At 64.8% G+C, this 20,668-nt stretch carries 25 protein-coding genes; 18 read left to right on the top strand and 7 right to left on the bottom strand.

All coding sequences use genetic code 11. The features are described from left to right. Nucleotide 1 precedes the first annotated feature (1 nt). The 16 genes from CXQ90_RS07500 to CXQ90_RS07440 all read left to right on the top strand — a co-directional run bounded on the left by CXQ90_RS07500 (nucleotide 2) and on the right by CXQ90_RS07440 (nucleotide 14,273). Nucleotides 2-1,543, top strand: coding sequence for a dihydrolipoamide acetyltransferase family protein (locus CXQ90_RS07500; RefSeq protein WP_104138132.1), 1,542 nt, complete (start codon nucleotides 2-4; stop codon nucleotides 1,541-1,543). 313 nt (nucleotides 1,544-1,856) lie between these two features. Continuing rightward, nucleotides 1,857-2,513: an SGNH/GDSL hydrolase family protein gene (locus CXQ90_RS07495; protein ID WP_258064419.1), complete on the top strand. Its 657-nt coding sequence runs from the start codon at nucleotides 1,857-1,859 to the stop codon at nucleotides 2,511-2,513. Between the two features lie 483 nt (nucleotides 2,514-2,996). After that, on the top strand, nucleotides 2,997-3,812 hold the full coding sequence (locus CXQ90_RS07490; RefSeq protein WP_104138129.1) for an MBL fold metallo-hydrolase: 816 nt from the start codon (nucleotides 2,997-2,999) through the stop codon (nucleotides 3,810-3,812). A gap of 87 nt (nucleotides 3,813-3,899) precedes the next feature. Continuing rightward, a complete protein-coding gene (locus tag CXQ90_RS07485) occupies nucleotides 3,900-4,184 on the top strand; it encodes a hypothetical protein (RefSeq protein WP_146068854.1) in 285 nt (94 codons plus the stop codon). Nucleotides 4,185-4,255: 71 nt separating this feature from the next. Next, nucleotides 4,256-4,399, top strand: a complete 144-nt coding sequence (locus tag CXQ90_RS22330; protein WP_181038470.1) for a hypothetical protein — start codon at nucleotides 4,256-4,258, stop codon at nucleotides 4,397-4,399. A 200-nt stretch (nucleotides 4,400-4,599) separates the two neighbouring features. Further along, a complete protein-coding gene (locus CXQ90_RS22325; protein WP_181038469.1) occupies nucleotides 4,600-4,743 on the top strand; it encodes a hypothetical protein in 144 nt (47 codons plus the stop codon). Nucleotides 4,744-4,961: 218 nt separating this feature from the next. Further along, the gene (locus tag CXQ90_RS07480; protein WP_181038468.1) at nucleotides 4,962-6,200 is read left to right on the top strand and encodes a MinD/ParA family protein; all 1,239 of its coding nucleotides are present in this window, start codon (nucleotides 4,962-4,964) and stop codon (nucleotides 6,198-6,200) included. A 235-nt stretch (nucleotides 6,201-6,435) separates the two neighbouring features. Further along, nucleotides 6,436-6,603: a hypothetical protein gene (locus CXQ90_RS22320; RefSeq protein WP_181038467.1), complete on the top strand. Its 168-nt coding sequence runs from the start codon at nucleotides 6,436-6,438 to the stop codon at nucleotides 6,601-6,603. A 118-nt stretch (nucleotides 6,604-6,721) separates the two neighbouring features. Further along, on the top strand, nucleotides 6,722-6,940 hold the full coding sequence (locus CXQ90_RS07475) for a hypothetical protein (RefSeq protein WP_104138126.1): 219 nt from the start codon (nucleotides 6,722-6,724) through the stop codon (nucleotides 6,938-6,940). Between the two features lie 827 nt (nucleotides 6,941-7,767). After that, a complete protein-coding gene (locus tag CXQ90_RS07470) occupies nucleotides 7,768-8,106 on the top strand; it encodes a hypothetical protein (RefSeq protein ID WP_104138124.1) in 339 nt (112 codons plus the stop codon). A gap of 35 nt (nucleotides 8,107-8,141) precedes the next feature. Continuing rightward, complete coding sequence (locus tag CXQ90_RS07465) at nucleotides 8,142-9,338, top strand: S1C family serine protease (protein WP_104138123.1); 1,197 nt, start codon at nucleotides 8,142-8,144, stop codon at nucleotides 9,336-9,338. A gap of 215 nt (nucleotides 9,339-9,553) precedes the next feature. Continuing rightward, on the top strand, nucleotides 9,554-10,144 hold the full coding sequence (locus CXQ90_RS07460) for a hypothetical protein (RefSeq protein ID WP_104138121.1): 591 nt from the start codon (nucleotides 9,554-9,556) through the stop codon (nucleotides 10,142-10,144). 26 nt (nucleotides 10,145-10,170) lie between these two features. Continuing rightward, complete coding sequence (locus CXQ90_RS07455; RefSeq protein ID WP_258064407.1) at nucleotides 10,171-10,428, top strand: PqqD family protein; 258 nt, start codon at nucleotides 10,171-10,173, stop codon at nucleotides 10,426-10,428. A 35-nt stretch (nucleotides 10,429-10,463) separates the two neighbouring features. Next, entirely contained in the window at nucleotides 10,464-11,651 is a 1,188-nt protein-coding gene (locus tag CXQ90_RS07450) for a hypothetical protein (protein ID WP_258064406.1), read from the top strand. Between the two features lie 93 nt (nucleotides 11,652-11,744). Continuing rightward, nucleotides 11,745-13,340, top strand: coding sequence for a polysaccharide biosynthesis tyrosine autokinase (locus tag CXQ90_RS07445; protein WP_104138331.1), 1,596 nt, complete (start codon nucleotides 11,745-11,747; stop codon nucleotides 13,338-13,340). Between the two features lie 9 nt (nucleotides 13,341-13,349). Beyond that, nucleotides 13,350-14,273, top strand: a complete 924-nt coding sequence (locus CXQ90_RS07440) for a nucleotidyltransferase family protein (protein WP_104138118.1) — start codon at nucleotides 13,350-13,352, stop codon at nucleotides 14,271-14,273. 701 nt (nucleotides 14,274-14,974) lie between these two features. Here CXQ90_RS07440 and CXQ90_RS22315 read toward each other — a convergent pair. Next, a complete protein-coding gene (locus tag CXQ90_RS22315; RefSeq protein WP_181038466.1) occupies nucleotides 14,975-15,121 on the bottom strand; it encodes a hypothetical protein in 147 nt (48 codons plus the stop codon). 251 nt (nucleotides 15,122-15,372) lie between these two features. Here CXQ90_RS22315 and CXQ90_RS07430 point away from each other — a divergent pair, with 251 nt between their 5' ends. Further along, the gene (locus CXQ90_RS07430) at nucleotides 15,373-15,909 is read left to right on the top strand and encodes a hypothetical protein (protein WP_146068853.1); all 537 of its coding nucleotides are present in this window, start codon (nucleotides 15,373-15,375) and stop codon (nucleotides 15,907-15,909) included. Between the two features lie 26 nt (nucleotides 15,910-15,935). On the opposite strand, the gene CXQ90_RS07425 is transcribed toward CXQ90_RS07430, so the two are convergent. From CXQ90_RS07425 to CXQ90_RS07405, 5 genes are all read right to left on the bottom strand, one after another. Then, entirely contained in the window at nucleotides 15,936-16,445 is a 510-nt protein-coding gene (locus CXQ90_RS07425; RefSeq protein WP_104138114.1) for a GNAT family N-acetyltransferase, read from the bottom strand. Between the two features lie 144 nt (nucleotides 16,446-16,589). Further along, nucleotides 16,590-16,961 (bottom strand): hypothetical protein, encoded by a 372-nt coding sequence (locus CXQ90_RS07420; protein WP_104138112.1) that lies wholly within the window; start codon nucleotides 16,959-16,961, stop codon nucleotides 16,590-16,592. Nucleotides 16,962-17,051: 90 nt separating this feature from the next. Beyond that, nucleotides 17,052-17,480: a hypothetical protein gene (locus CXQ90_RS07415; RefSeq protein ID WP_146068851.1), complete on the bottom strand. Its 429-nt coding sequence runs from the start codon at nucleotides 17,478-17,480 to the stop codon at nucleotides 17,052-17,054. 155 nt (nucleotides 17,481-17,635) lie between these two features. Then, nucleotides 17,636-18,283 carry a TasA family protein gene (locus CXQ90_RS07410; RefSeq protein ID WP_104138110.1) on the bottom strand — a complete coding sequence of 216 codons (648 nt, stop codon included), beginning with the start codon at nucleotides 18,281-18,283 and terminating at the stop codon, nucleotides 17,636-17,638. A 21-nt stretch (nucleotides 18,284-18,304) separates the two neighbouring features. Next, nucleotides 18,305-18,880: a signal peptidase I gene (locus CXQ90_RS07405; protein WP_181038465.1), complete on the bottom strand. Its 576-nt coding sequence runs from the start codon at nucleotides 18,878-18,880 to the stop codon at nucleotides 18,305-18,307. Between the two features lie 338 nt (nucleotides 18,881-19,218). On the opposite strand from CXQ90_RS07405, the gene CXQ90_RS07400 reads away from it, so the two are divergent. Further along, nucleotides 19,219-19,641 carry a DUF2252 family protein gene (locus tag CXQ90_RS07400; RefSeq protein WP_181038464.1) on the top strand — a complete coding sequence of 141 codons (423 nt, stop codon included), beginning with the start codon at nucleotides 19,219-19,221 and terminating at the stop codon, nucleotides 19,639-19,641. Nucleotides 19,642-19,659: 18 nt separating this feature from the next. On the opposite strand, the gene CXQ90_RS07395 is transcribed toward CXQ90_RS07400, so the two are convergent. Next, nucleotides 19,660-20,388 (bottom strand): hypothetical protein, encoded by a 729-nt coding sequence (locus tag CXQ90_RS07395; RefSeq protein ID WP_104138105.1) that lies wholly within the window; start codon nucleotides 20,386-20,388, stop codon nucleotides 19,660-19,662. Nucleotides 20,389-20,668 lie beyond the last annotated feature (280 nt).

The following is a 20,668-nucleotide window of genomic DNA, read 5'->3' as shown; positions in this document are numbered from 1 at the left end:
GATGAGTGAAACGAAAGTGTTCCTGCTGCCCGATCTTGGTGAAGGCCTAACCGAAGCCGAACTCGTCAACTGGCTCGTCGCCGTGGGCGATGAAATCCGCGTGGACCAGCCCATCGCCGAAGTGGAGACGGCCAAGTCCATGGTGGAAGTCCCGTCGCCGTACGCCGGCACGGTGGCGCAGCTGCACGGCGAGCCCGGCCAGACCCTGGACGTAGGCAAGCCCCTGATTTCAGTGACCCCGGCAGGATCGGTAGTTGAGCCTGTCGCAACCAAGACTCCGGTGGTTGAGCCTGTCGAGACGCAAGGCGTCGAAACGGAGCCCGTCGACAGCAAGGCCGCCGAAACCTATCGTGAAGAGGAAAAAGCCGGCTCCGGCAACGTCCTCATCGGCTACGGAACCCCGGGTGGAGCGGCAACCGTCCGCCGAACCCGTCCCCGGCGCACGGCCTCGCTGGTTGAGCCTGTCGAAACCCGGGGAGCTGCAACCAAAGGCTCCGACACCAAACTAACTACCTCCGCCGATGACCTCCTACTCCAGCGCACGCGCATCCCGGGCAAGCTAGGCGCGGTCATCTCACCGCTGGTGCGCCGCATGGCCAAGGAGCACGGCGTCGATCTTGGGCGGATGCAGGGTACTGGAGACAGCGGGCTGATCATGCGCCGCGACGTGGAAGCCGCTATAAAACCGGCGGTCGAGCCCGGCCCGCTGGTTGAGCCTGTCGAAACCAAGCCAAGTTCTGCGGTTGAGCCCGTCGAAACCCGGCCGCGTTCGCTGGTTGAGCCTGTCGGAACCCGCGATCATCACATCGACCCTCGCACCGGCCTTGGCATCTCAAGCCGGACCCCAGTACGCGGCATCCGGAAGGCTGTCGCCACCAACATGGCGCGAAGCCGGGCCGAAATTCCGGAAGCAACGGTGTGGGTGGACGTGGACGCCACGGCCTTGGTTGAGATGCGCGCCAACCTCAAGAAGACCGACCCCCACAACACACCAGGCCTCTTGGCCTTTATTGCCCGTTTTGTCACGGCCGGGTTAAAAAAGTACCCGGCGCTAAACACTCGGATCGTCGCCACCGAGGACACCGCTGGCGGGGAGCAGCAGGAGATCGTCGCGTTTGACGGCGTCAATCTTGGGTTCGCCGCACAGACAGACCGCGGCCTAGTTGTCCCGTCTGTCCGCAACGCGGACAAACTCAGCGCCCGCGAACTGGATGCGGAGATCCGTCGGCTGACCGCGGTCGCCCGTGACGGCAAGGCAACGCCTGCAGAGCTGGGCAGCGGAACGTTTACGCTGAACAACTACGGGGTGTTCGGTGTCGACGGTTCGGCGGCGATCATCAATTACCCGGAGGTGGCGATCCTCGGCGTCGGCCGGATCATCGACAAGCCTTGGGTGGTGAACGGCGAACTCGCGGTCCGCAAGGTCACCGAGCTCACTCTGACGTTCGACCACCGTATCTGCGATGGAAGGACGGCGGGAGGCTTCTTGCGATACGTTGCGGATGCCATCGAGAACCCGGGTTCCTTGCTCTCCGACTTGTGAAGAAATAGGCACCGATAACGGGTTGGGTGCTGGCCAAAGAAACTTGCCGCTGCCGCCCGGGTACGCTCGGATTACGGACAGCGGGACCACGACCCTCATTGCCAATTGAATTTCCTGAAGCTCTGCCTCGTGCTGTCCGTACTGTCGCCTACGGCCCTCTGCGCCTCACAAGGGGTAGGTAGCAGTGGTCACTGCTACGCTGACGTAGAATTCGGTCGAACAGTACTGGATTTTTTGTTTGGGGGAATTCTTGGGCCGCTGGAAGTATGCGTTGTTGGCGGCATTGGCCGTAATCGCGTTGATTGTGACCGCAATGGCCCTAATAAGAACTCCTACTCCTGCCCCCGTGTCTGGAAGGGTTGCATCGTTCACACCAACTCCCGCGCCTACGCGGGAGTTGCAGACGCTAGCAGGTTTCCTTGGGGACTCTTATGCCGCCGGCATCGGTTCCTCAGTCGGAAACAGGCGGTGGACTGCATTGCTTTCGTCAAAACGGGACTGGGGAGAAATCAATGGTGGCTACGGAGGTACGGGATACGGCACAGCGGGGCAAGTAGACGGTGGGAAGTCCTATGCTGACCGGGTGTCGGCATTCGCTTCGCGGGTGTCTAATGCTGAAACGAGCCTAGTCATAGTTTCGGGTGGCCGAAGCGACCTCAGCAGCACGGAAGCTGAAGTGACGGCTGGAATCGCTCAGACGTTTACGTCTCTCCGCAAATCCCTGCCCAACAGCAAGATCATTGCTCTGAGCCCCCTTTGGGATGACGACAATCCGCCAGAACGACTGTCCAAGATCGCGGAGCAGGTCAGGGCAGCGGTAACACGGGTTGGTGGCCAATACGTCGATATTGGCCAGCCCTTCACCGGTCGACTCGATCTGATCGGTCCTGACGGTGTACATCCGAATGACGCCGGATACGAGCTCTTGGCGGAGAAAATCGATTCTGAACTTCCCAAGAACTTGCCCTAGCTACCGCCAGTGCGAAGGTTACATTCGCTGAGGGTGGTCGTCCTCCGAGGTCGCAGTGGTAGCGCCTAGTGGTTGTGAAAGTCTGGCTGGCCGGTAGGGCTGTGTGCGGTGGTCGCTGGAGTCCCAGGCGCAGTTGCCGGCCCGGACTTCCTTTTGCGGTGCGCCCGTTCTAACGCCGTCGAGCACAACAAAAGTCGCGTACTGCTCCCTTTCGGCTCCGTGTCAGTGGAAGGTTCAGTCACGTCCGGGATGCCGCGCTGCGTCCTTGCTCTCTGACTGTTCACCGTTGAGACCGCACAGAAAATGCGGACAATCGCGCTCCGCGTTGAGAAGGTATGGCCAGACCAAGGCTGCCCACGATAGGGCCGGCCGCATGCATCACGGGAGCTCGCGAGCGGTAAACCGCTCCCTGATAAACCCCAGCTTGATGGGTAGAATCGAGGCCTGAACTACGCAACTGCTCCCCGGGGTTATGGAGAAAAAATGTCACGATGGCTCGAAGTCGGCGCGGACAACTATGTGCTGGTTACCGAAGGTTCGAAGCTCAACACGGGCCTGATCGTAGGAACCGAGCGGGCCATGGTGGTCGATACCGGGTGCGGCCCTCGGCAGGGTCTGGAAATCCTGAATGCCGTGCGCGAAATAACTCCTCTCCCTCTGGTGGTTGCGAACACTCATGCGCACTACGACCACTTCTTTGGCAATGCGGTGTTCGCGGAAGCTGGTGCCACCGAGTTCTGGGCGCATGAAAACTGTGCGGAGGAGATCAACGAAAACGGCGACGCGCAGCGTGCCGCCGTGGCTGATCTGGAGCCAGAAATGGCAGCCGGCGAAGGCGACAAGGTGGAACTCGTGGTGCCCAACGCGATCGTCAGGGACCAGCCAGTCCTCGTGGACCTGGGTGCGCAGACCATCACCCTGTTCCACCTGGGCCGAGGGCACACCGACGGCGACCTCCTGGTCGGCACCTCGACCACCCTGTACGCGGGCGATTTGGTGGAGCAGGGATCGCACCCGTCCTTCGAGGACTCCTACCCGGAGGAATGGGCCGACGCGCTCCGGCACCTGTCAGCTCTCCGCCACCGCTACGAGTTCCTGGTGCCCGGGCACGGCGAGCCCTGCAGTGACCGGTTCGTGAAGACCATGGCGGACACCATGACCACGGCGGTGCGGCAGGCGCGGCAGTCCATCCGTGACACCCCCAGCGACGCCACCAAAGCAATCCCGGTCCTTCCCTACGGCCCGGAACAGTCGCGTTGGTTCATCAAGCGTCTGCAGGAGACGCGTCCCCAGCACTAGATCCAAGTAGTCGGGCTAACTTGCCGCCTGAAGAAACAGGTAGTGACTACTCTTGGGACGTTTGGCTGCCCGCCCTATTTTTGGGTTATGAAGACGGGTATCAGCGCAGCCATCCGACGCTTTCTCGAGCAGCATATCGTCGCCGACGATCCCTACCCGGAGCGCTCCTGGCTCGACCTACAGGACATGCCGTGCGAGCAGACGCAGTCACCCGTGGCGGTGGCGGGCCTTCCCGTGGAACCGCTGCCTTCCCTGCCGCAGCGGTTCGGCCACGGCCGCGATCGGCGAGGCCTCCGCCGCATTATGGGCCGCCATAGTATTCCGACGAACAGGCACGACGGCGGACCGGCAGTTGGGAACGGGTGGCGCTGACGGCGTCCAGCGGGTGTCACAAACCGTTTGACTTGATTTTCCTGTAACGCTGCGCGTGTACCATCGCCGCCATGGGGAAAACTACAGGTAGTGAAGTCACCAAGGAATCCCGGCGCGAACTCCGCCGCCGTCAGCTGCGGATCCTGGCCCACGCGGGGCTGGTGTCGCTGGCAGTTGCCACGGCCATTGTGACGGTGATGGCGCTACAGCGGTAGGCCCGCTTCCGAGGGGATCCAGCCGTCGAGATGACGGATACTGTGGAACGCCGTGTCGGATTGGACCTTCACCCGGACGCTAAGTAGTCTTACGAACGATCCATTCATGGGGGATCCCACTACCAGTTACTGTTGCCGCGGCCAGGGCAAGACTGCCTAAGCGCGCGTCGGGAGTGTTACCGCGTTCCGGAGGTTCTTCCGTGGCTCTAACCGACTTTGTCCTCGCCTTATCCGGCCTGCTCGGCAGCCTGCTGATTCCGTTTGCCGGGCTCTACTGGATGCTCCGGCTCAAGCGCCGCACAGAGGCGCCCGCTGCCGCCTCGGCTTCGGGACGGGCGAAGTAGGCATGCCGTACGTCGACATCAACCCGCACCGCAACCGCTCCAAATGGTGGAGCTACTTGGTCCTGGGCATCCTCCTGGTGGCCACCGTCGCCGTGGTGGCGGCGGCCCTGATGCGGGGCTGAAATCCGTGATGGGCTGCCAGCGCCTAGACTTGCTCTTTGAACCAGACCAATCGACAAGAGCAGCGGGACATTGCTGCGAGTCCTGGGGGACCGAACATGCCCAAACCAGCGGATAACCAATTGGCCGACGCCGGCAGCGAGACGGAGCAGCCCGAGCTCCGCCGCCGCCGTTCCCGCCGCCGTGACGGCGATGCCTCCGACGACTGGACAGGAACGCTTCCCGCCGTGACATCCGACACCACCTCCACGCCAGTAATCCCTGTCCGCAGCTCTTCCTGGGCGGAGGCCGCAGCCGCGGCGGACGCCGTGTCCGACGAGTCTCCCGCTCCGCCGGCTCCGGCCCGCAGGCCGGCGGGAGCACCGCCGTCGTACGCTCCGGAACCTGCACGCGAACCTGAAGCGCCGGCGCCGGACCTCACGGCGCTGCCGACGTCGTTCGTCCGCGAACAGAAGCCCCGGCCCAAAGGCGGCTTCCGCGGCTTCCTGTACCGCGCGACCGGCGGCGCCTGGAATCTGGGCCCCAGCGCGCAGGAGCGCGAGGAGGACGAGCTGGCCAAGCGCATCTCGCGCCAGCTGCAGGGCAGCTTCAACACCGCCGTGCTGAGCCTCAAGGGCGGCATCGGCAAGACCTCCACCACGGTGGGCGTTGGCCTCACCCTCGCCGAGTTCCGGGGCGACCCGCCCTGCGCCATCGATGCCAACCCGGACTCCGGTGACCTCGTGGAACGCGCCCTGGGCGAGGGCATCTATCAGCAGGCCACCCCACGGACCATCACGGACCTGCTTAAGAACATCGACTCCATCGACTCCCTTACAGGCCTGTCCCGCTACATGCACCATTCCGGCCGGCTGCACCTCATCGCCGGCGAGCAGGACCCCGAGGTGTCCGACTCCCTGACCGCCGAGGAGTACCTGCGGATCCGCAAGGTCATCTCCGCCTACTACTCGGTGGCCCTGACGGACTGCGGCACCGGCGTGACGCACAATGCGATGAGCGGAATCCTGCAGTCGGCAGACAACCTGATCATCGCCGCCGGCTACGCGGTGAGCGGGGCCAAGCGCGCACGCAGCACGCTGCAGTGGCTTGCCAGCCACGGCTACGAGGACCTGGCCCGCAACGCGATCGTGGTGATCACGGACAAGGACGAGGTGTCCAGTCGCGTGGACAAGGATGCGATCGAGGACCACCTCGCAGGCATGTGCCGGCAGCTGATCGCCGTGCCGCACGACAGGGGAGTGGCCGACGGGGACCTGGTGACCCTGGACGTCCTGAAGCCGGAGACCCGGCGGGCGTACAAGGAAATTGCCGCGGCTATTGTGGACGGGTACCGGTAAGGTCTTGGGGCGGATGATCGGCCGGTTGGTCACTGCCGCGCTGATCCTCGTGCGTTGTCCCCACGCCGGTCCAAGCCGCTGGCTACAAATCGCCGGAACCTCGTCTGAGGATAAGGGCACCTCACCGGCCTGTCGCGCCGTGTCCTAATCGTGAGCAATTCCCTCGGCGATCCTCCGCCCGTGCCACCTTCAGACGGGTAGTTTCAGGGCACCACTCGATGGAAGGTGCCCGGTCATGACTATCACTGAAAACATCTCAGGCGTTGCCACTATGTTTGGATCCCTGGTGGCCGTCCTCGGTCTTTCCGCCGCGATCGTCGCCTCAGGTCCCGCCACTAAGCGTGTGACCCCGCGCCTTACAAACACAGCATCGACCCGCGACGTCATCTGCGCGGCAGTTTGATGCCGAAGACCATTTCGCTGGCATGTGCCGCCGCTGATTGCTGCAAGGCACGGGTGGTCGACGGGTGCAGCAGGAACTCACCGTGTGCATCTGGCGGACTGTCGACTAATCTCTTGCCATGGCTGACGAAGAATTCAAGGGTCGCTTGGACCGCGTGGAAGAGCTGTACCGGGAAGTCGTTGCACTGCGGGAAGGCGGCAAGGGCGGCGCCCACCCCGGCAAAGAAGAGGAGCTCGTCTTGGCAGAACTGCGGCTGGACAACGCCTGGCGTGAACTGTACGAGTTCATGGACCTTCCGCTTTCCCGTGAAAGTGGAACCGGCGCCGGCCCTGCATGACTGTGCGGCGGCGGTGACCCGCGCCGGCCGGACTTTCAATTTTCCGTTGTCCAAGGTTTACCCAAGGTGCGGTGCCTAGCGTCGTGGCATGGCATACCGCACGCGCAACTACTACGACCGCCAACAGCAACGGGAAGCCCGCAATCGCCGTGGGAGGGTACTCTCCTACGCTGCCCTGGGTTCCTTGGCAGTAGTGACGTTGGCCGTTGTGTGGGCAGCGCTCTCGAGATAACTGGCTCTGACCCCGCTGACGGCGCCGCGGCGACGCCCCACGAGTTCTTGACGAAACCTTGATGCATTCCGGCGTGTAGTCCTGAGCCAGTAGCGGCAGTGTTCTTGCAATAGGCCTTGGGGGAGAGCCGGTGTTCTGGTGCTTTTAGAAGCCCGCCGTTTTTCCTCGGGTCCAGCCACCGTGAGGGGACACGCCGTGAGCATCGCGATTCCACAAGTATTTTGACACCTGCGGGCTGCCCGGTAATTGAGCCTAAAGCTGCGCCGCCCGCCGGGGACCGATTCAGACCGAGGCCGACAGCAAATTGGCCGCGGCCGCAGTTCGGCATGGATAGCGGCGGTCAACGTAGCAGCCGCCGGCCTGCTGCTGATGGCGTGCCGTCACTGCCCTTGCACTAGTCGCTGTGCCCAAGACCGCCGGGTTCCGTGCAAACGAACTCCTCGACGCTGAAGTATCCGGCGGTAACATTGCTGGCTGTGAAACCGGTGGGGTTCAGCGATCTGAAATCCGGACATTGTTACCTTCCAGCTCGACCGGAACGGACGTTGAAACACTGCGGATCCGTAGGATTCGGCATCACGCAGCCGGCGAAAAAGTGCTCATCATCAGGGGTGACAACAACGGCGTCGCCTCTCCGGCGCCCGTCTACGCACGCCAGATCAGGGGGCAGCTTTTCTACGCGGCGCCCTACGTCGCCGACGGACTGGGGAATGCGGACCGCGACCTCTGGATGACCGTTGCCGCCGCCGGCCAGGTCGGCCTCAGCGGCCTGTTCATCTTCCGGCCCGGCCCCGCCGGGGACGGGCCCGAAGCCGGGTCTGACCGCCCGCCTCCCGGCCCGCCGTCGGCGTCCTCCCTCTTTGAATCGCTCACAGCCCGCTCACAGCAGCACAACAGGCGCACGCTAGTCCCGCGTTCAAGTATTGGGTCATAGCCTTCGAGCAGTCGGAGCGGAACCCAAGGAGCACCATGATGAACGCCAGTGCAGGCACGGAGAGCCACGCAGCGGAAACCCGGAAAGCCGGCCGGAAGGCCGGGAAACGGGTTGGGCCGGCGGTTTTTGTCACGAGCTTGGTGGCCGCGGGTCTCCTGGGCGGAGGCACCGCGGCCGGGGCGGCATCCCTGTGGGGCACGCCGGCGCAGACATCGGCCAGCGCGCAGACTGCGCAGTACGCGCCGGTGATCGTCAACAACACCTCCAGCGTCAACGCCGTAACGGCTGCCGCCCAGAAGGCCTCGCCCAGCGTGGTGACCATCAGAGCCAGTTCCGGCAGTTCCGGCGGCACCGGCTCCGGCATCATCCTGGACACGGACGGCCACATCCTGACCAACACGCACGTGGTCACCCTGGACGGGCAGGCCGAGGCGGCGACCATCGAGGTCCGCACCAGCGACGGAAAAGTCTACGCGGCGACCATCGTGGGAACGGACCCGCTCTCGGACCTGGCCGTCATCAAAATCACCACCCTGGGGCTGGTTCCGGCCACCCTCGGCGACTCCGGCACCGTCAAAGTGGGTGACACCGCCATCGCCATCGGAGCGCCGCTGGGACTCAGCGGCACCGTCACTGACGGCATCGTCTCGGCCGTGGACCGCACCATTGAGACGGAATCCTCGGCCGCGGGCAGCTCCGACTCTTCAACCGCGGCGCAGGGCTCCATCAGCATCAACGTCATCCAGACGGACGCGGCCATCAACCCCGGAAACTCCGGCGGCGCCCTGACCAACACGCAGGGCGAGATCATCGGCGTCAACGTTGCCATCGCCTCTGCCGGTTCATCCTCCTCTGACCAGGCCGGCAACATCGGCGTCGGCTTCTCCATCCCGATCAATATGGCCAAGCGGGTGGCGCAGGAGATCATCGCCACGGGCGCCGCGACGCACGGCCAGCTGGGCCTCTCGGTCCAGGACAAGGCGCCCGGAACCTCCGAGTTCACCACCGGGGCCGAAGTGGCCTCCGTGTCTCCGGGGTCCGCGGCAGCCGAAGCCGGACTGAAAGCCGGGGACGTGGTCACCGGATTGGCCGGCCACACGGTGACTGACGCGTCCGGGCTGACGGCGGCTGCCCGGGAACAGGCCGCGGGAACCACCGTGAAGATCACTTTCCAGCGAGGCAGCCAGGATCAGACGGCCGACATCACGCTCGGGGCGGCCACCGCGGGCTGACGCCCCGGTTATTCGACGCCGGCCCGGTGGATCAGGCGGCGAAAGTCCCTCGGCAGGTACAGGACAAGCCAGGGCAGGCAACCTTGACGAAAGCTTGCAAAACCCTTGACGGAACCCTGAGCGTGGCTGGCTAGCCTTTGGACAGTCCTCGATCAATGTCGCAGGCCCGTCGTCGGCCAATGAGGGCTGGCCCCGGAAGCTATGAAGGAGCGCAATTGTCTGAGGTTCTGAACGCGAAGGTCACTAACAGTGATGAGAATGCCGGTTTCAGTCGCCGCAGGGTAGTCAAAGGGGTGGCCTGGTCGGTGCCCGTTATCGTGACCGCCATCGCGGCTCCGGCGGCGGCCGCGTCGGGTCTCCACGCAACGGCAGGGTTGGTGGGAGCCGGCTCGACGGTAGCGTTGGTCAGCTCCGCGGGGACCGGAAGCGGCACTAACCGCACCGGTGCAGGTCCCACAGCATTCCAGATCCAAAATGCGGGCGGCGCCATCAATGGCCCGATCAGCGGAACCATCACCATCACCCCGGTGGGAACGGTTGGGGCCGGCCTCGGTGTGCAATCCATTTTGCCGGCTGCCTTGGCGGCGCCGTCGTACTCGGCTGCCCATGCTTACAGCGCGTCTTTCACGTACACCGCTGGCGTTGCGAGCGGGCAGACAGCAAACCTGCCGATTCAGTTCCAATACGAAACTGTGAACCCGCTGCCCAAGAAGGGTTTGGTCTATTCCTACGACATGACCATGACGGTGACCCTGCCGGATGCAACAACGCAGGTTTTGGCCGCTCAGCTGACCGTCACCTTCTAATCGTGGTCTGGAGACACGGCCGCCAGGTGGCAGAAGCACGCGCCGAATCCGTGGACCGGGTTGCTTTGCTGCATCTGGACTCAACGCAGCCTGTGGTCCTGTCCGGCCCCGCGGCGGCCATATGGGACCTGATTGACGGCTGCCGCGACCAGGCCGACGTCATCGCTGGACTGGAAGCAGCCTTCGAGGACACGGCCGGCCAGCTTGCCCAGCAGGTGGGGGGTTTCCTGGCAAGCCTTGCAGCCCAGCAACTGATCGAAGCTGCGGATGAGGCAGCGAAGTAACGACTTGCAGTAACCAGCTGGTCGTGAGGAGAGTCATGAGGGGTACGGACACGCAGCACAGCAGCGACCTCTTGTGCGTTGACGTCCTGGGCACTCGGTTCGCCGTTCGCTGGGGCCGAGGGGTGACGCAGGAGCAGCAGCAACGCATGGGCGCGGCCTGGGCGCGCTGTGCCGGGGACGGCGCGCCGCTGATCCCGCCGATTCCCATGGAACCCACGGAGTCCCTTCCGTTCTCTGCTTCGGTCGCGTACCTGTCGCAGGCGGACGACGGCGGCACCTTGAACCTGCAGGCAGCCTCCTTCGAGGCGCTGGCGGAGAACCTCACCTCCCGCCTGACGCTCGCCGCCATCCTGGAGAACGCCGGCAGGCTGACGATGCTCCATGCCTGCGGTGTAGCGTCTCGTGAGACCGGCAGGGTGGTGGCGCTCGTGGCCAAGTCTGGAACGGGCAAGACCACGGCGGCTTCGGTGCTGGCACGCACATACGGGTACGTTTCGGACGAGACAGTAGCCATCAAGCCGGGCGGCTGGGTGGTTCCCTATCCCAAACCGCTGTCCGTGAAGCAGGGGCCCGGTGCGCCCAAGCGCCAGGTGGGTCCGGACGAGTTAGGGCTGCAGCAGGCACCGCCCAACGTGTTCATCCAGTCCATCGTGTTGCTGAACCGGGTAGACCGGCAACCCGGGAGTGACGGACAGGACCGCCCGGGGGCCGCCGTCCTGCACCGGCTACCGTTGGCGGATGGACTGTTGGCTCTGGTCCCGGAATTGTCCTCGCAGGCCGCGATGGACCAGCCGCTGCAGTCGCTGTGCCGGCTGATCGACCGCGTCGGAGGAATCTGGCAGGTGACGTACTCGGAGGCCGCTGACCTGCCGCAGGCCTTGGAACCGCTCTTCCGGGAGCGCTGTCCCCAGAAGGCTGAGTGGGATGCGCCCGAAGTTGAAGTCCCTTCCGCAGGCGTCCCGGACGGGTGGATGCGCCGGATAACACCCAGGGATGCCGTGACGGTGGACGGTGACCTGCTGGTCATGCTGGAGACGGAGATCGTGCGGTTGAGCGGGATCGGGCCGGCCATCTGGGACGCCGCAACCGCCGCAGTCCCGCTGGAGCTTATGGCCGAAGAAGTGGGACGGGTGCACGGCCGTCACGAAGGTTACCGGGCCGACGTCGCTGCCGCCGCCGGGCAGCTCATCGCGAAATCCGTATTGGAACAGGGCGGCGAATAGCTGTCCGCCACGCGGGGACAGTTCGGCGCACGAAACCCGGCACTCACTGCCGGGCTGGGAACACGAACTTGGATTGAAGTGGAAGGAACCATCATGAGCGTCAACAGTGCGCCCGGAGACGAAGTACCCGCGGGTTTGGACCTGGCCGACTATCTGCGGCTGCTGCGGGTGTACTGGAAGGCAATCGTGGCCTTTACCCTGCTGGCCACGTTGACGGCGTTTGGCTGGACGGTGCTTCAGCCCAAGATCTACTCCTCCGATTCCAGCGGCATTGTGGTCACGCCAGGCTCGGACAACGTGAGCCTTTCGCTGGCCGGTGACAGCCTGGCCAAGGCAAAGGTCAAAAACTACGAGTCCGTGGCCAAGTCGCGGCTCGTGGCCGAGCGGGTTATCGCCTCGCTGGAGCTGAAGACCACGGCCGACGCTCTGCTCGGAACCATTAGCGTTAAAGTTCCCCCGGACACAGCCGAGATCCGGGTGACAGCACAATCACCCGATCCGGCAACGGCACAGCGCGTGGCCGACGCCTGGGTCAACGGCCTCGCCGCCCAGGTGGAAGCGATTGAAACGGCGACGCCGGCGGACGCCGCAGCGCCCGAGGCCGGAAGTGCGGCCGACGTACCAGCTGCGGCTGCCTCACCTGCGCCAGCCGTAAGGATCCTCCCGCTCGGCAAAGCAGTCCTTCCCAGCAGCCCGGTCTCCCCGAACGTCAGGCTTACCCTGATGCTCGGGGCACTCACCGGGCTTGCTCTTGGCGGGGCCTATGCCATGGTCCGCCGCCACTTGGACCGGCGCATCCGCAACGCCACGGAAGTTGAACGGCTTTTCGGAGTCCCCGTGATCGGCACCCTCCCCGTCGACCACCGCCTGGACGGCAAAAGCACCATTCTGGAACCGGGAGCTTCCGCACAGCTCCATGAGGCGGGCGCCGGCGGTGCGATGGGCGAGGCCCTCCGGGAACTGCGCACTAACCTCAGCTTCCTGGACGTGGACCAGCCCCCGCGGATCATCGTGGTCACCAGCTCGCTCGCAGGAGAAGGCAAGTCCACTGTCACGGCCAACCTGGCGGTCACCCTGGCGGCCGCCGGCGAAAACGTCGTGGTGGTCGACGGCGACCTGCGGCGTCCCACGCTGGTGGATGTTTTCAACCTGGTTCCGGGCGTCGGGGTCACCGATGTCCTCGCCGGCACCGCTGAACTGGAGGACGTCCTCCAGCCCTGGGGTGCCCTGCCGAACCTCTCAGTCCTCGGGTCCGGCCGCATTCCGCCGAACCCCAGCGAACTGCTCGGGTCCCTGGCCATGAAGAACATGCTCAGCGCCCTCGCGCAGAATGCAACGGTCCTGATCGACGCCCCGCCGCTGCTTCCTGTCACCGACGCCGCTGTCCTGTCTCGCGTGGCTGACGGGGCAATCGTTGTCATTCACACGGGCAAAACCACGCAGGAGCAACTGGGACAGTCCCTAGGCAACCTGAGCAAAGTGCGAGGCCGGGTTTTGGGCACTGTCCTCAATCGTGTGCCGACCCACGGCACCGACACCTACTCCTACTACGGAACGTATGCGTCCGCTCCGGAACCCGCTCGTCGTGACTTGTCGCTTCGCGCTTCCGCGGCTGGCGCAGTCCGAGCGGACAACGGAGGAAACGTCGGCGCAGCGCCTGTGCTAGCAAGCCGCCGGGCAAGGGGCTAGGTCCCCGCCATGGGAGTCCCCGCAGGTGACGCGCGGCTGAACATTGATGAAGCCGTCTTGCTGGGCCATGCCCTGGTGGCAAGGGTGGCGGACAGCCGCGGTATCCGAGCGTTCTTCATCAAGGGGCCAGCCAGCGTCGCCCAAGGATTGCGCCCGCCCAAGACTTCAGTGGACGTGGATGTCTTCGTCGCACCGGCGGACCTCGAATTCCTGCTCGCCGGTTTGCACCAACGCGGCTGGCGGAAGCGCACCGCTGACGAGGACGAGAGGGTGTTTCCCACGCATTCGGCCACGCTCAACCACCCGTTCTGGCCGTGTCACATCGACATCCATTTCCGATTTCCGGGAATGGAAAGGGATCCGGCAGACGCCTTCCAGGCGATGTGGGCACACACGGAGTTCCTTGAACTTGCAGGGCAAGGGGTGCGCGTCCCGTCAAAGGCGCTGGGAATCGTCATTCTTGCCCTTCATGCCCTGCGGGCGCCCCACTTGCAGGTTTCGCAGCGGGAGCTTTCCTTCCTCAGGGACCTCTCGGCGCGCGAAGCGCTCGGCCCCACCGTCCTGGAAATCAGTGCTGCCACGGATGCGCTGGCTGCCATGCGGCCTTTCCTCGAAGAACTTGTTCCGGGACCTGCAATGGTTGACTGGCCCTCGGCATCCACGGAGTGGCGCAACCGGCTGATCTCCAAGGAACCGGGCAGCGCCAGAATCATCGGCATCCTTCAAGCACCGCTGCGGGACAAGCCGCGCATGCTGCGAACCGCATTGCTGCCGCCGGACACCGTCTATCTATCGAAGGATCCCTATGCCGACCTGTCGCAGAGGGGACGCCTACGGGCCTACGGCTCAAGATGGGCACGCTTCCTGCGCGCGTCCCCGCGGCTGGCACAGGACCTCGCCACTTACTGGAAGGACAGGAACACGCGCCCCTGAACAAGCGCGACTACCAGCCGCGCACGTTGCCGGCGGCGGCACCGACGTCGAACGTTCCGGAACCTGACCGCGAACCGGACATGCCGGGAAACGGTGGTGTTAATTGGTTCGCGCGGATCAAGGTGGGTTCCGGCTGGACCGGGTTTGCCGCCGTCGTCGGACGTGGCGACATGAACGGCGACCGCAAAGCCGACGCACTGCCCCGCGACAGCGGCGGAGCATTGTGGCTGACAGTCTCCTCCAAGGTGGGGAGCAGCCTGTATTGTCAAACACGTATCCTTGATCGAAACCGCTTCGCCCGCAAACACATAGAGGTTCCTAGCCATGAGCGACAGCCCGACGCCTGCAGGGTCTGAGTTCCGCAGGCCCACCGATAACAACCGGGGGCCAGAGCCTTGGCCGGCGGAGGCCTCGACCTCCGGCGGGAAGCTGAAGTTTCATTTCGACAAGGATCCCTCATTAGGAATCGTCGTTACGGTTGAATCCGCACCTGGCGCCCAATACAGCCTTCCCGAGATACAGCGGCTTCACGCAGCTCTCGGAAAGGTGTTGGCGCAGCTGGACTAAGGCCTGGCTTGTGGACCGGGACCTGGTCCGCAACGCGATCGTGGTGATCACGGCAGGACGAGGTCTCGTCCTGTGTGGACAGGGACGCCGCGGACCCTGATTGCCTTCAGGCGCCTCGGCGGACGGGCCGGGCCTTATATGGCCGACTCGCTGCGATGGCTGATCGAGATGCAGCCGTCCCCCTCGTCGTCTGCGGAAATGTACGCCGTGAAGTCTGCCAGCGACATGAAGCAGTAGAAGTCGCAGTAGCGGTAATTGGATTTTTCTGTCCTGGTTGCCACTTTGACTACCTTCGCTTTCAACGTTGATTGGTGCGTCGCTGCCTGCAGAAGCAATGTTGGGTGGCCTTCATCAAGATTCCCGTCGGATAACTGCACAGTTCCCGCACGACTTCGGCAAACTCTGCGCAGGATGTTTTCGTGCCGATGCGGTCCCTGGAGAAGTACAGGACCGGACGTCAGCCCTGCTGCAAAGCTGGGGCGAGGAGGTCACCGCCGAAGTCGAAAAGGCGCTGGCAGCGACGGCTTTCACCATGGAGACGACCACCGTGCTGCGGGCCGATGGCGGCCGTCTCGGACCAATCGACGTTGCCGAAGTGTCCCTCCGGTACGCCACCACCGTGGGAGCATTTCAGTCCGGGCCGCCGCCTGCACCTACCGTGTCCACCAAAATCCTGGGACTAGGGCTTCCGGGGTTGGACGTCCTCGACTCCGTCACCGCAGCCCTGCTCGGAGGGACAGGGACGGTGGTGGCCGGTGCCCTGAAGCAGGCGTTGTCCGCTCCCGGCTCCCTCATCCTTGCGGCAGCAGCGGCGATCCAAACAGCTGCCTTCCCGGTCGCGGAAGCGGCGGAGTCGGCACTGCCGCCACTGGCGGACACCTTGACCCTGACGGTCAATGTCCAGCGGGACCAGCCCGGAGCACCGGCGAGTCCGGCAGCCGCGGGTAGCTCGGCCGACGGGCAATACAAGGTCTCTGCGCTGAGGATTGCCGCAGCCGGCACCACGGCCGAAATCTACTTGGCAACAGCTTCAGCCGGCCCGGTGGTCTTCCGGCCCGACACCGGGTAAGGGCAGGCTCACCCTTCGCGGCGCCTCTAGTCGACGCCGGCCCGCTGCGTCAGGCGGCGGAAGTCCCTGGACAGGTACAGGGCCATGGCTGCGGCATTGGTGCTGTGGACGGTTACGGCAACGGTCCTGTGTCCCAGCTTGTGCAGGACATCCATCGCATGGCGCAGGAGGTCCTCGGCCAGGCCCTGCCTGCGGTGGTCAGGGTGGGTGAAAAGCTCGGCGATGTAGGCAGTCCCTGGAGTGGTGCTGCCGACGTGGCGGTCCGTGACGAGGATGGCCGCGGTGATCTGACCGAGCGCGTTGACCACTGCCAGGGACGCCTGGGGGATGGGGGTTCCGTGCGTGCCGGCCAGGATCCGGCTGATCCGGCCGGCTGCCTTTTCGGCGTCCAGGCGGTCCGCTTCGGGATGGTAGGACCGGAGATACAGGTCCGTCAGTTCTGCCAGATCCGTGGATTCCACGGGCCGGGGGATGCTTGCGCCTTGCCTGGGTTCCTGCGGGCCGATGAGAGCAGCAAGGGGGATGAGAGGGGCCATGGTTGAACTGCCTTCCGCCGATGGGGGGAATGACTCTTGCGCTAAGTGTGGGGCATTCGGGGCGCCGGGGGAAGACCCGGGCGTGGGCGCGGAACGCTACACCGGAACCAGGCCATTTTTGACAACTCACCGACCGTGTCCATCTCAATCCTGTCTGTTCCTTGCGTCCTCCGCGTCCTGCCAGCCCGCAAGGAACTTCTCCAGCGCGAGCGCGAGCGGTAGGCAGTCCTTGGCCACCTCGCCGGCGGCCCGTGCGGCATCGGAATCTCCTTGGCGGAGGTTTTCTTCCAAGACGCGGCAGTCCTGTTCCATCGCCAGGCCGCCGACCATGTGGGCCCTGACTTTCAGGCTCAGCACCGCGTCAAGGGCGCCTGGCAGATCCCCCTCACGAACTGTGGAAAGGATGCGCCCGACTCGTTCCGGCAGCATTCGCAAGAACGTGGCGGCGTAGCTGATGGCGACGGCATCGCTTTCGACGTCCTCAGCGAGCCGAAGCAGCCGCGAGGGGGAGAACACGGCTTCACTACCTTGAAGTGCCACTGTTTTTACCGTTCGACGAGGATTTTGGCGTTCCCTGGTTTGTGTGAGGTTGGGCCGCACTCCGGGTCAGCTTCCGGTGACGGTGGCCCCGCGCGCCTGGGAACGTGACACGTCCACGCCCACGGTCAGCGTCGGGGTGGTCGGGTTTCTTGGAAAGGCTGTGGCGCTGGCCCGAAGCCGGATGGAGGAGCCGGCGGCCATGGGGACCGCCGAGGAAAGAAGACTCGACGCCGGTGTGTTCAGAACGGTGCTTCGCCCGGCCGCGCAGGTGTCCGCAGCCTCGTTCCATCCGCTGGCGCAGGCCTCAATCCTGAACGCGAAGGTGCCGGGGGTGGCGGTCGCCGTGTAGCTCGCCGCGGTGATGTCCAAGGTGCCGGTGTTCGCGACCGTGAAGAACTTGGCGGGGAACACCGGATGCCCGTTGGTGCCGGTGTTGGCAAAGCTCAGCACCAGCGGACCTGTGCCGAAGGGCGCAGACGTGCTTGCGCTTGCCACGGCCGCCCAACTGGCGCTGCTGATGGTTCTGGCTGGAGATGCTGCCTGTGCGGAGCCCGCCGCATCCGCCGGTGCAAGTGAGGTGCACACCAGCAGAGCGGCGACCGCTACGGCGGCCCCCGCTCTGCCGTTTGGAGCGTGCACACTCACCGTCATCAGCTTCCGGTGGTGGTGGCGGTGCGCTGGGTCTCGCCGAAGGTCCACGTCAGGGAGGAGGACAGGCCCTGGATGGTGCCGGCAGGAGCTGCACCGTTGACCGTGGTTTCAGCCTGGTCCGGCAGGGTCAGCGAGATCTGGAGGTTCAGGGTGCCGCTCGCCGCGATGGCACTCTTGATGGCGCCGGGTGTGGTGCTGAGCGTGCTCAGTGGTGCGTTGGTGAGCAACGGGGTGGCCGTGCCGCTGCACGCCCCGGTTGCCGGCGTCCAGGCGCCGGGGCACTGGCTCACGGTGACGTGCAGCCCCTTGGCGGCGCTGGTGGTGAGGAGTGTCGGCGTTGCGTCCGTAACGGCGAGGGTCAGGTCCTTGCCGTCCAGGTCGGCGCCCTGTGTCAGGGTCACGTACCGGTTCACGACGTCGCCGGGGGCGAGGTTGGAAACCGCCTGGCTGAAGCCGGTTCCGTTGTTGGCCATGGTCAGGCTAAGGATGCCGCTGGTGGCGTTCTGGGCGGTGGTGTTGGAGGCAGTCGCATTCAGTGCGGCGAACACGCCGCCGCCGGTGATGGCCAGGCCTGCGGCGCCCACCGCGAAGGCAGCGAGGAGACGGGGGTTGGGGCGGCGGACGGAGCGGGTTGCGGTAACAGACATGACAGGTCCTTACTTGGGGGGTTATACGGTGAGGGAAAGGCTGGCCTGCGTCGGCGGTGCCCGGAGGATCCAGCAGACGCTGGCACCCGTGACAGCCAACCCGAACAGGGCGGTGAAGATTGCTCGCTGGACCGGGCTCTGCGCCCAGAGCAGTACGTTGCCGACCATAGGGACAGTGGTGACCACCACTGGCACCTGGTCTTGGGTCAGCGTGGCCCGCCAGTGGTCCGGCGAGGGATTCGCATCGCCTTTGGTGATGATCACCGGATGTTCAGAACTTCCGACGACGGCGGTGATGCGGTGGGCGAAGGGGGTGCTTTCACCCGGAGGGGTGAAAACCGCGATCTGCCCCGGCTGGAGGCTGCTGACCGCCGTTGGGGCAGTGATCAGCAGGTCGCCGGGGGCGAAGGTGGGAAGCATGCTGCCGGTCAGTACCGGGGAGAACCCGATGTGGAGCAGCGGGGCCGCGATGCAAGCGCCTAGGAACAGCAGCGTGACTGCCGTGCCGACCGCGAAGCTGGCAATGCGGCGTACCGCAGCAAAGCGGCCCGTGACCGGCGTGGTGCCGGTTGGAGCTGAGCTGGATGCAGCGCGCATGGGGGATGTTTCCGTTTCCTTCGAGACCATTGGTGGAACAGAACCCAACGATGCACGGCGCCGCTCAAAAAAGTGTCTGCTTCGGGTCAAAAACGGATCATCAGTTGATCAAGATTTGATCAAGGGAGGGCCGAGCCGTGAATCGCAGCGGATCCTGATCAGTGGGCGCGTGTCCACCGGGAGTGACCCGGTTCGAAGGGTTGTGGCACGATGCAGGCATGCGCGCCATGATGTGGGCGAAATCATTGGCATTTCAGACGCCCGGGGGCCAGCCGACTCCCGCTCACCAGTACCCCCGCCGGCCGTGAAAATCCCCAGCGCGGCACACCAGGATTCGATTGCCCGAGCCCGGGCCGCTGGACGGGAGGCGCGGAAATCGTTGCCTCGCAGGGAGCAGTCGGCTTTCGCTGTTCCGGAACGGGACCTTCCTTGGCTGGATAAAGGACGTGCCCGGGGAAGACGGGCTGCCACGGGATTTCTACATCCGGCAGTTCCGCGACATGAAGGGAACTTTTACACTGACCGAGATGAATGCCAAGGAGACCGCGGCCTACGCCGGGCTATGCGGCGGGCTGCTGGCGCGAGCCCACTCCCAAAGCCCCGGCAGTGCCTTCATCCTCGGTTATCTGGGAAGCAGCGCTGTATTTGACGACACAATCGCAGATTGGGCCAGAACCTATGCAGACCAGACGGAAGCAGATCACGCACTGCTGCATCGAGCCGTTCAATCCGGACGGCTGCATGCTGAAACAGGGGTGTAGTTCGATACGGCCGGATCCTCACCCTGCGGCGAGGGCCGCGTTGACGAGCTTGACCAGTTCGGGGGCGGAGTCAGCAGTGACCGCATTCACGGCCCCGGTTTTCACAACTGTGGCAGCCAGGGTTCCCTTGACCCCGGTGACGGTGACCATTGCCTGCTTCTGACCCGTGGACAGCGTCTGGATCGTCAGGGCACTCAGCGACTTATCAGCCTGCACCGCGGCCTCGAGCGGCTTCATCTCGCTGGTGATGGTCTGCCCCTGCAGTTCGACGGTGAACTTCGAGCAGGCGCCCACCGCCCCGGCGCTCTTCTCGAACTGGGTAGCCATCCCCGCCGCGTCTTTCACGGCGAACACTGTCACGACCGTCGCCGTCTTGGCCTTCGCTGCCAGGCTTGCCCCCGCCGCATAGGTGCTGCCCTCGGGAACCTGGCTGTTGTTGTCCGCCAGCACGCCGCACGCCTTGGGCGTGATGACAGCCGTTTTGAGCAGTTCCCGGGCCGCGATCAGCCCCTGGTCGATCTGCGCTGCCGGGACCACGGTCAGGGGCTGCCCCTGGGCATCCTTGAGTCCCGTGACTATGGTGGTCAGTTCCTCGTTGGTGTAGGCCTTGGCCGTCGGGGACGGTGCCGGTGCTGGTGAGGACGTGCTTGCGGACGGCGACGTGTTCGCCGGCTCGGGACCCCCGCAGCCGGCGAGAGCCACTGCGGCAGCGATTGCGAGCGTTGCTGGAGCGATGCGACGGTGCATGTGTGGATCCCCATTTCCTGCGCCGGCCTGCCCGCGTCATTGCGGGCCCATTCCGGAATGTCGCCGACCACAGGCGGAAAGGCGGTGGTCCCACGTGGCCGCTCGGCGGCATCGTCGGTTCCCCATGTGCCGTGGTGAGCGAGATTGCTCAGAGCCTACAACTCCGGGTCGCGGCTGTACTAGAGCTGGAGCTGCCCGAAATGTGCCGCACCACAAAAGTCGGAGCCGCCGGTTACACTCGGTTTGGACGCGGCGGGGGCCGCGCTTCGTTTCTGCGTCC

It is taken from the genome of Arthrobacter sp. ZGTC131 (genome assembly GCF_002929275.1).
Taxonomy (GTDB): domain Bacteria; phylum Actinomycetota; class Actinomycetes; order Actinomycetales; family Micrococcaceae; genus Arthrobacter.
Note: the sequence above shows the minus strand (reverse complement) of the source record. Positions and strands in the feature narration are given on the sequence as shown.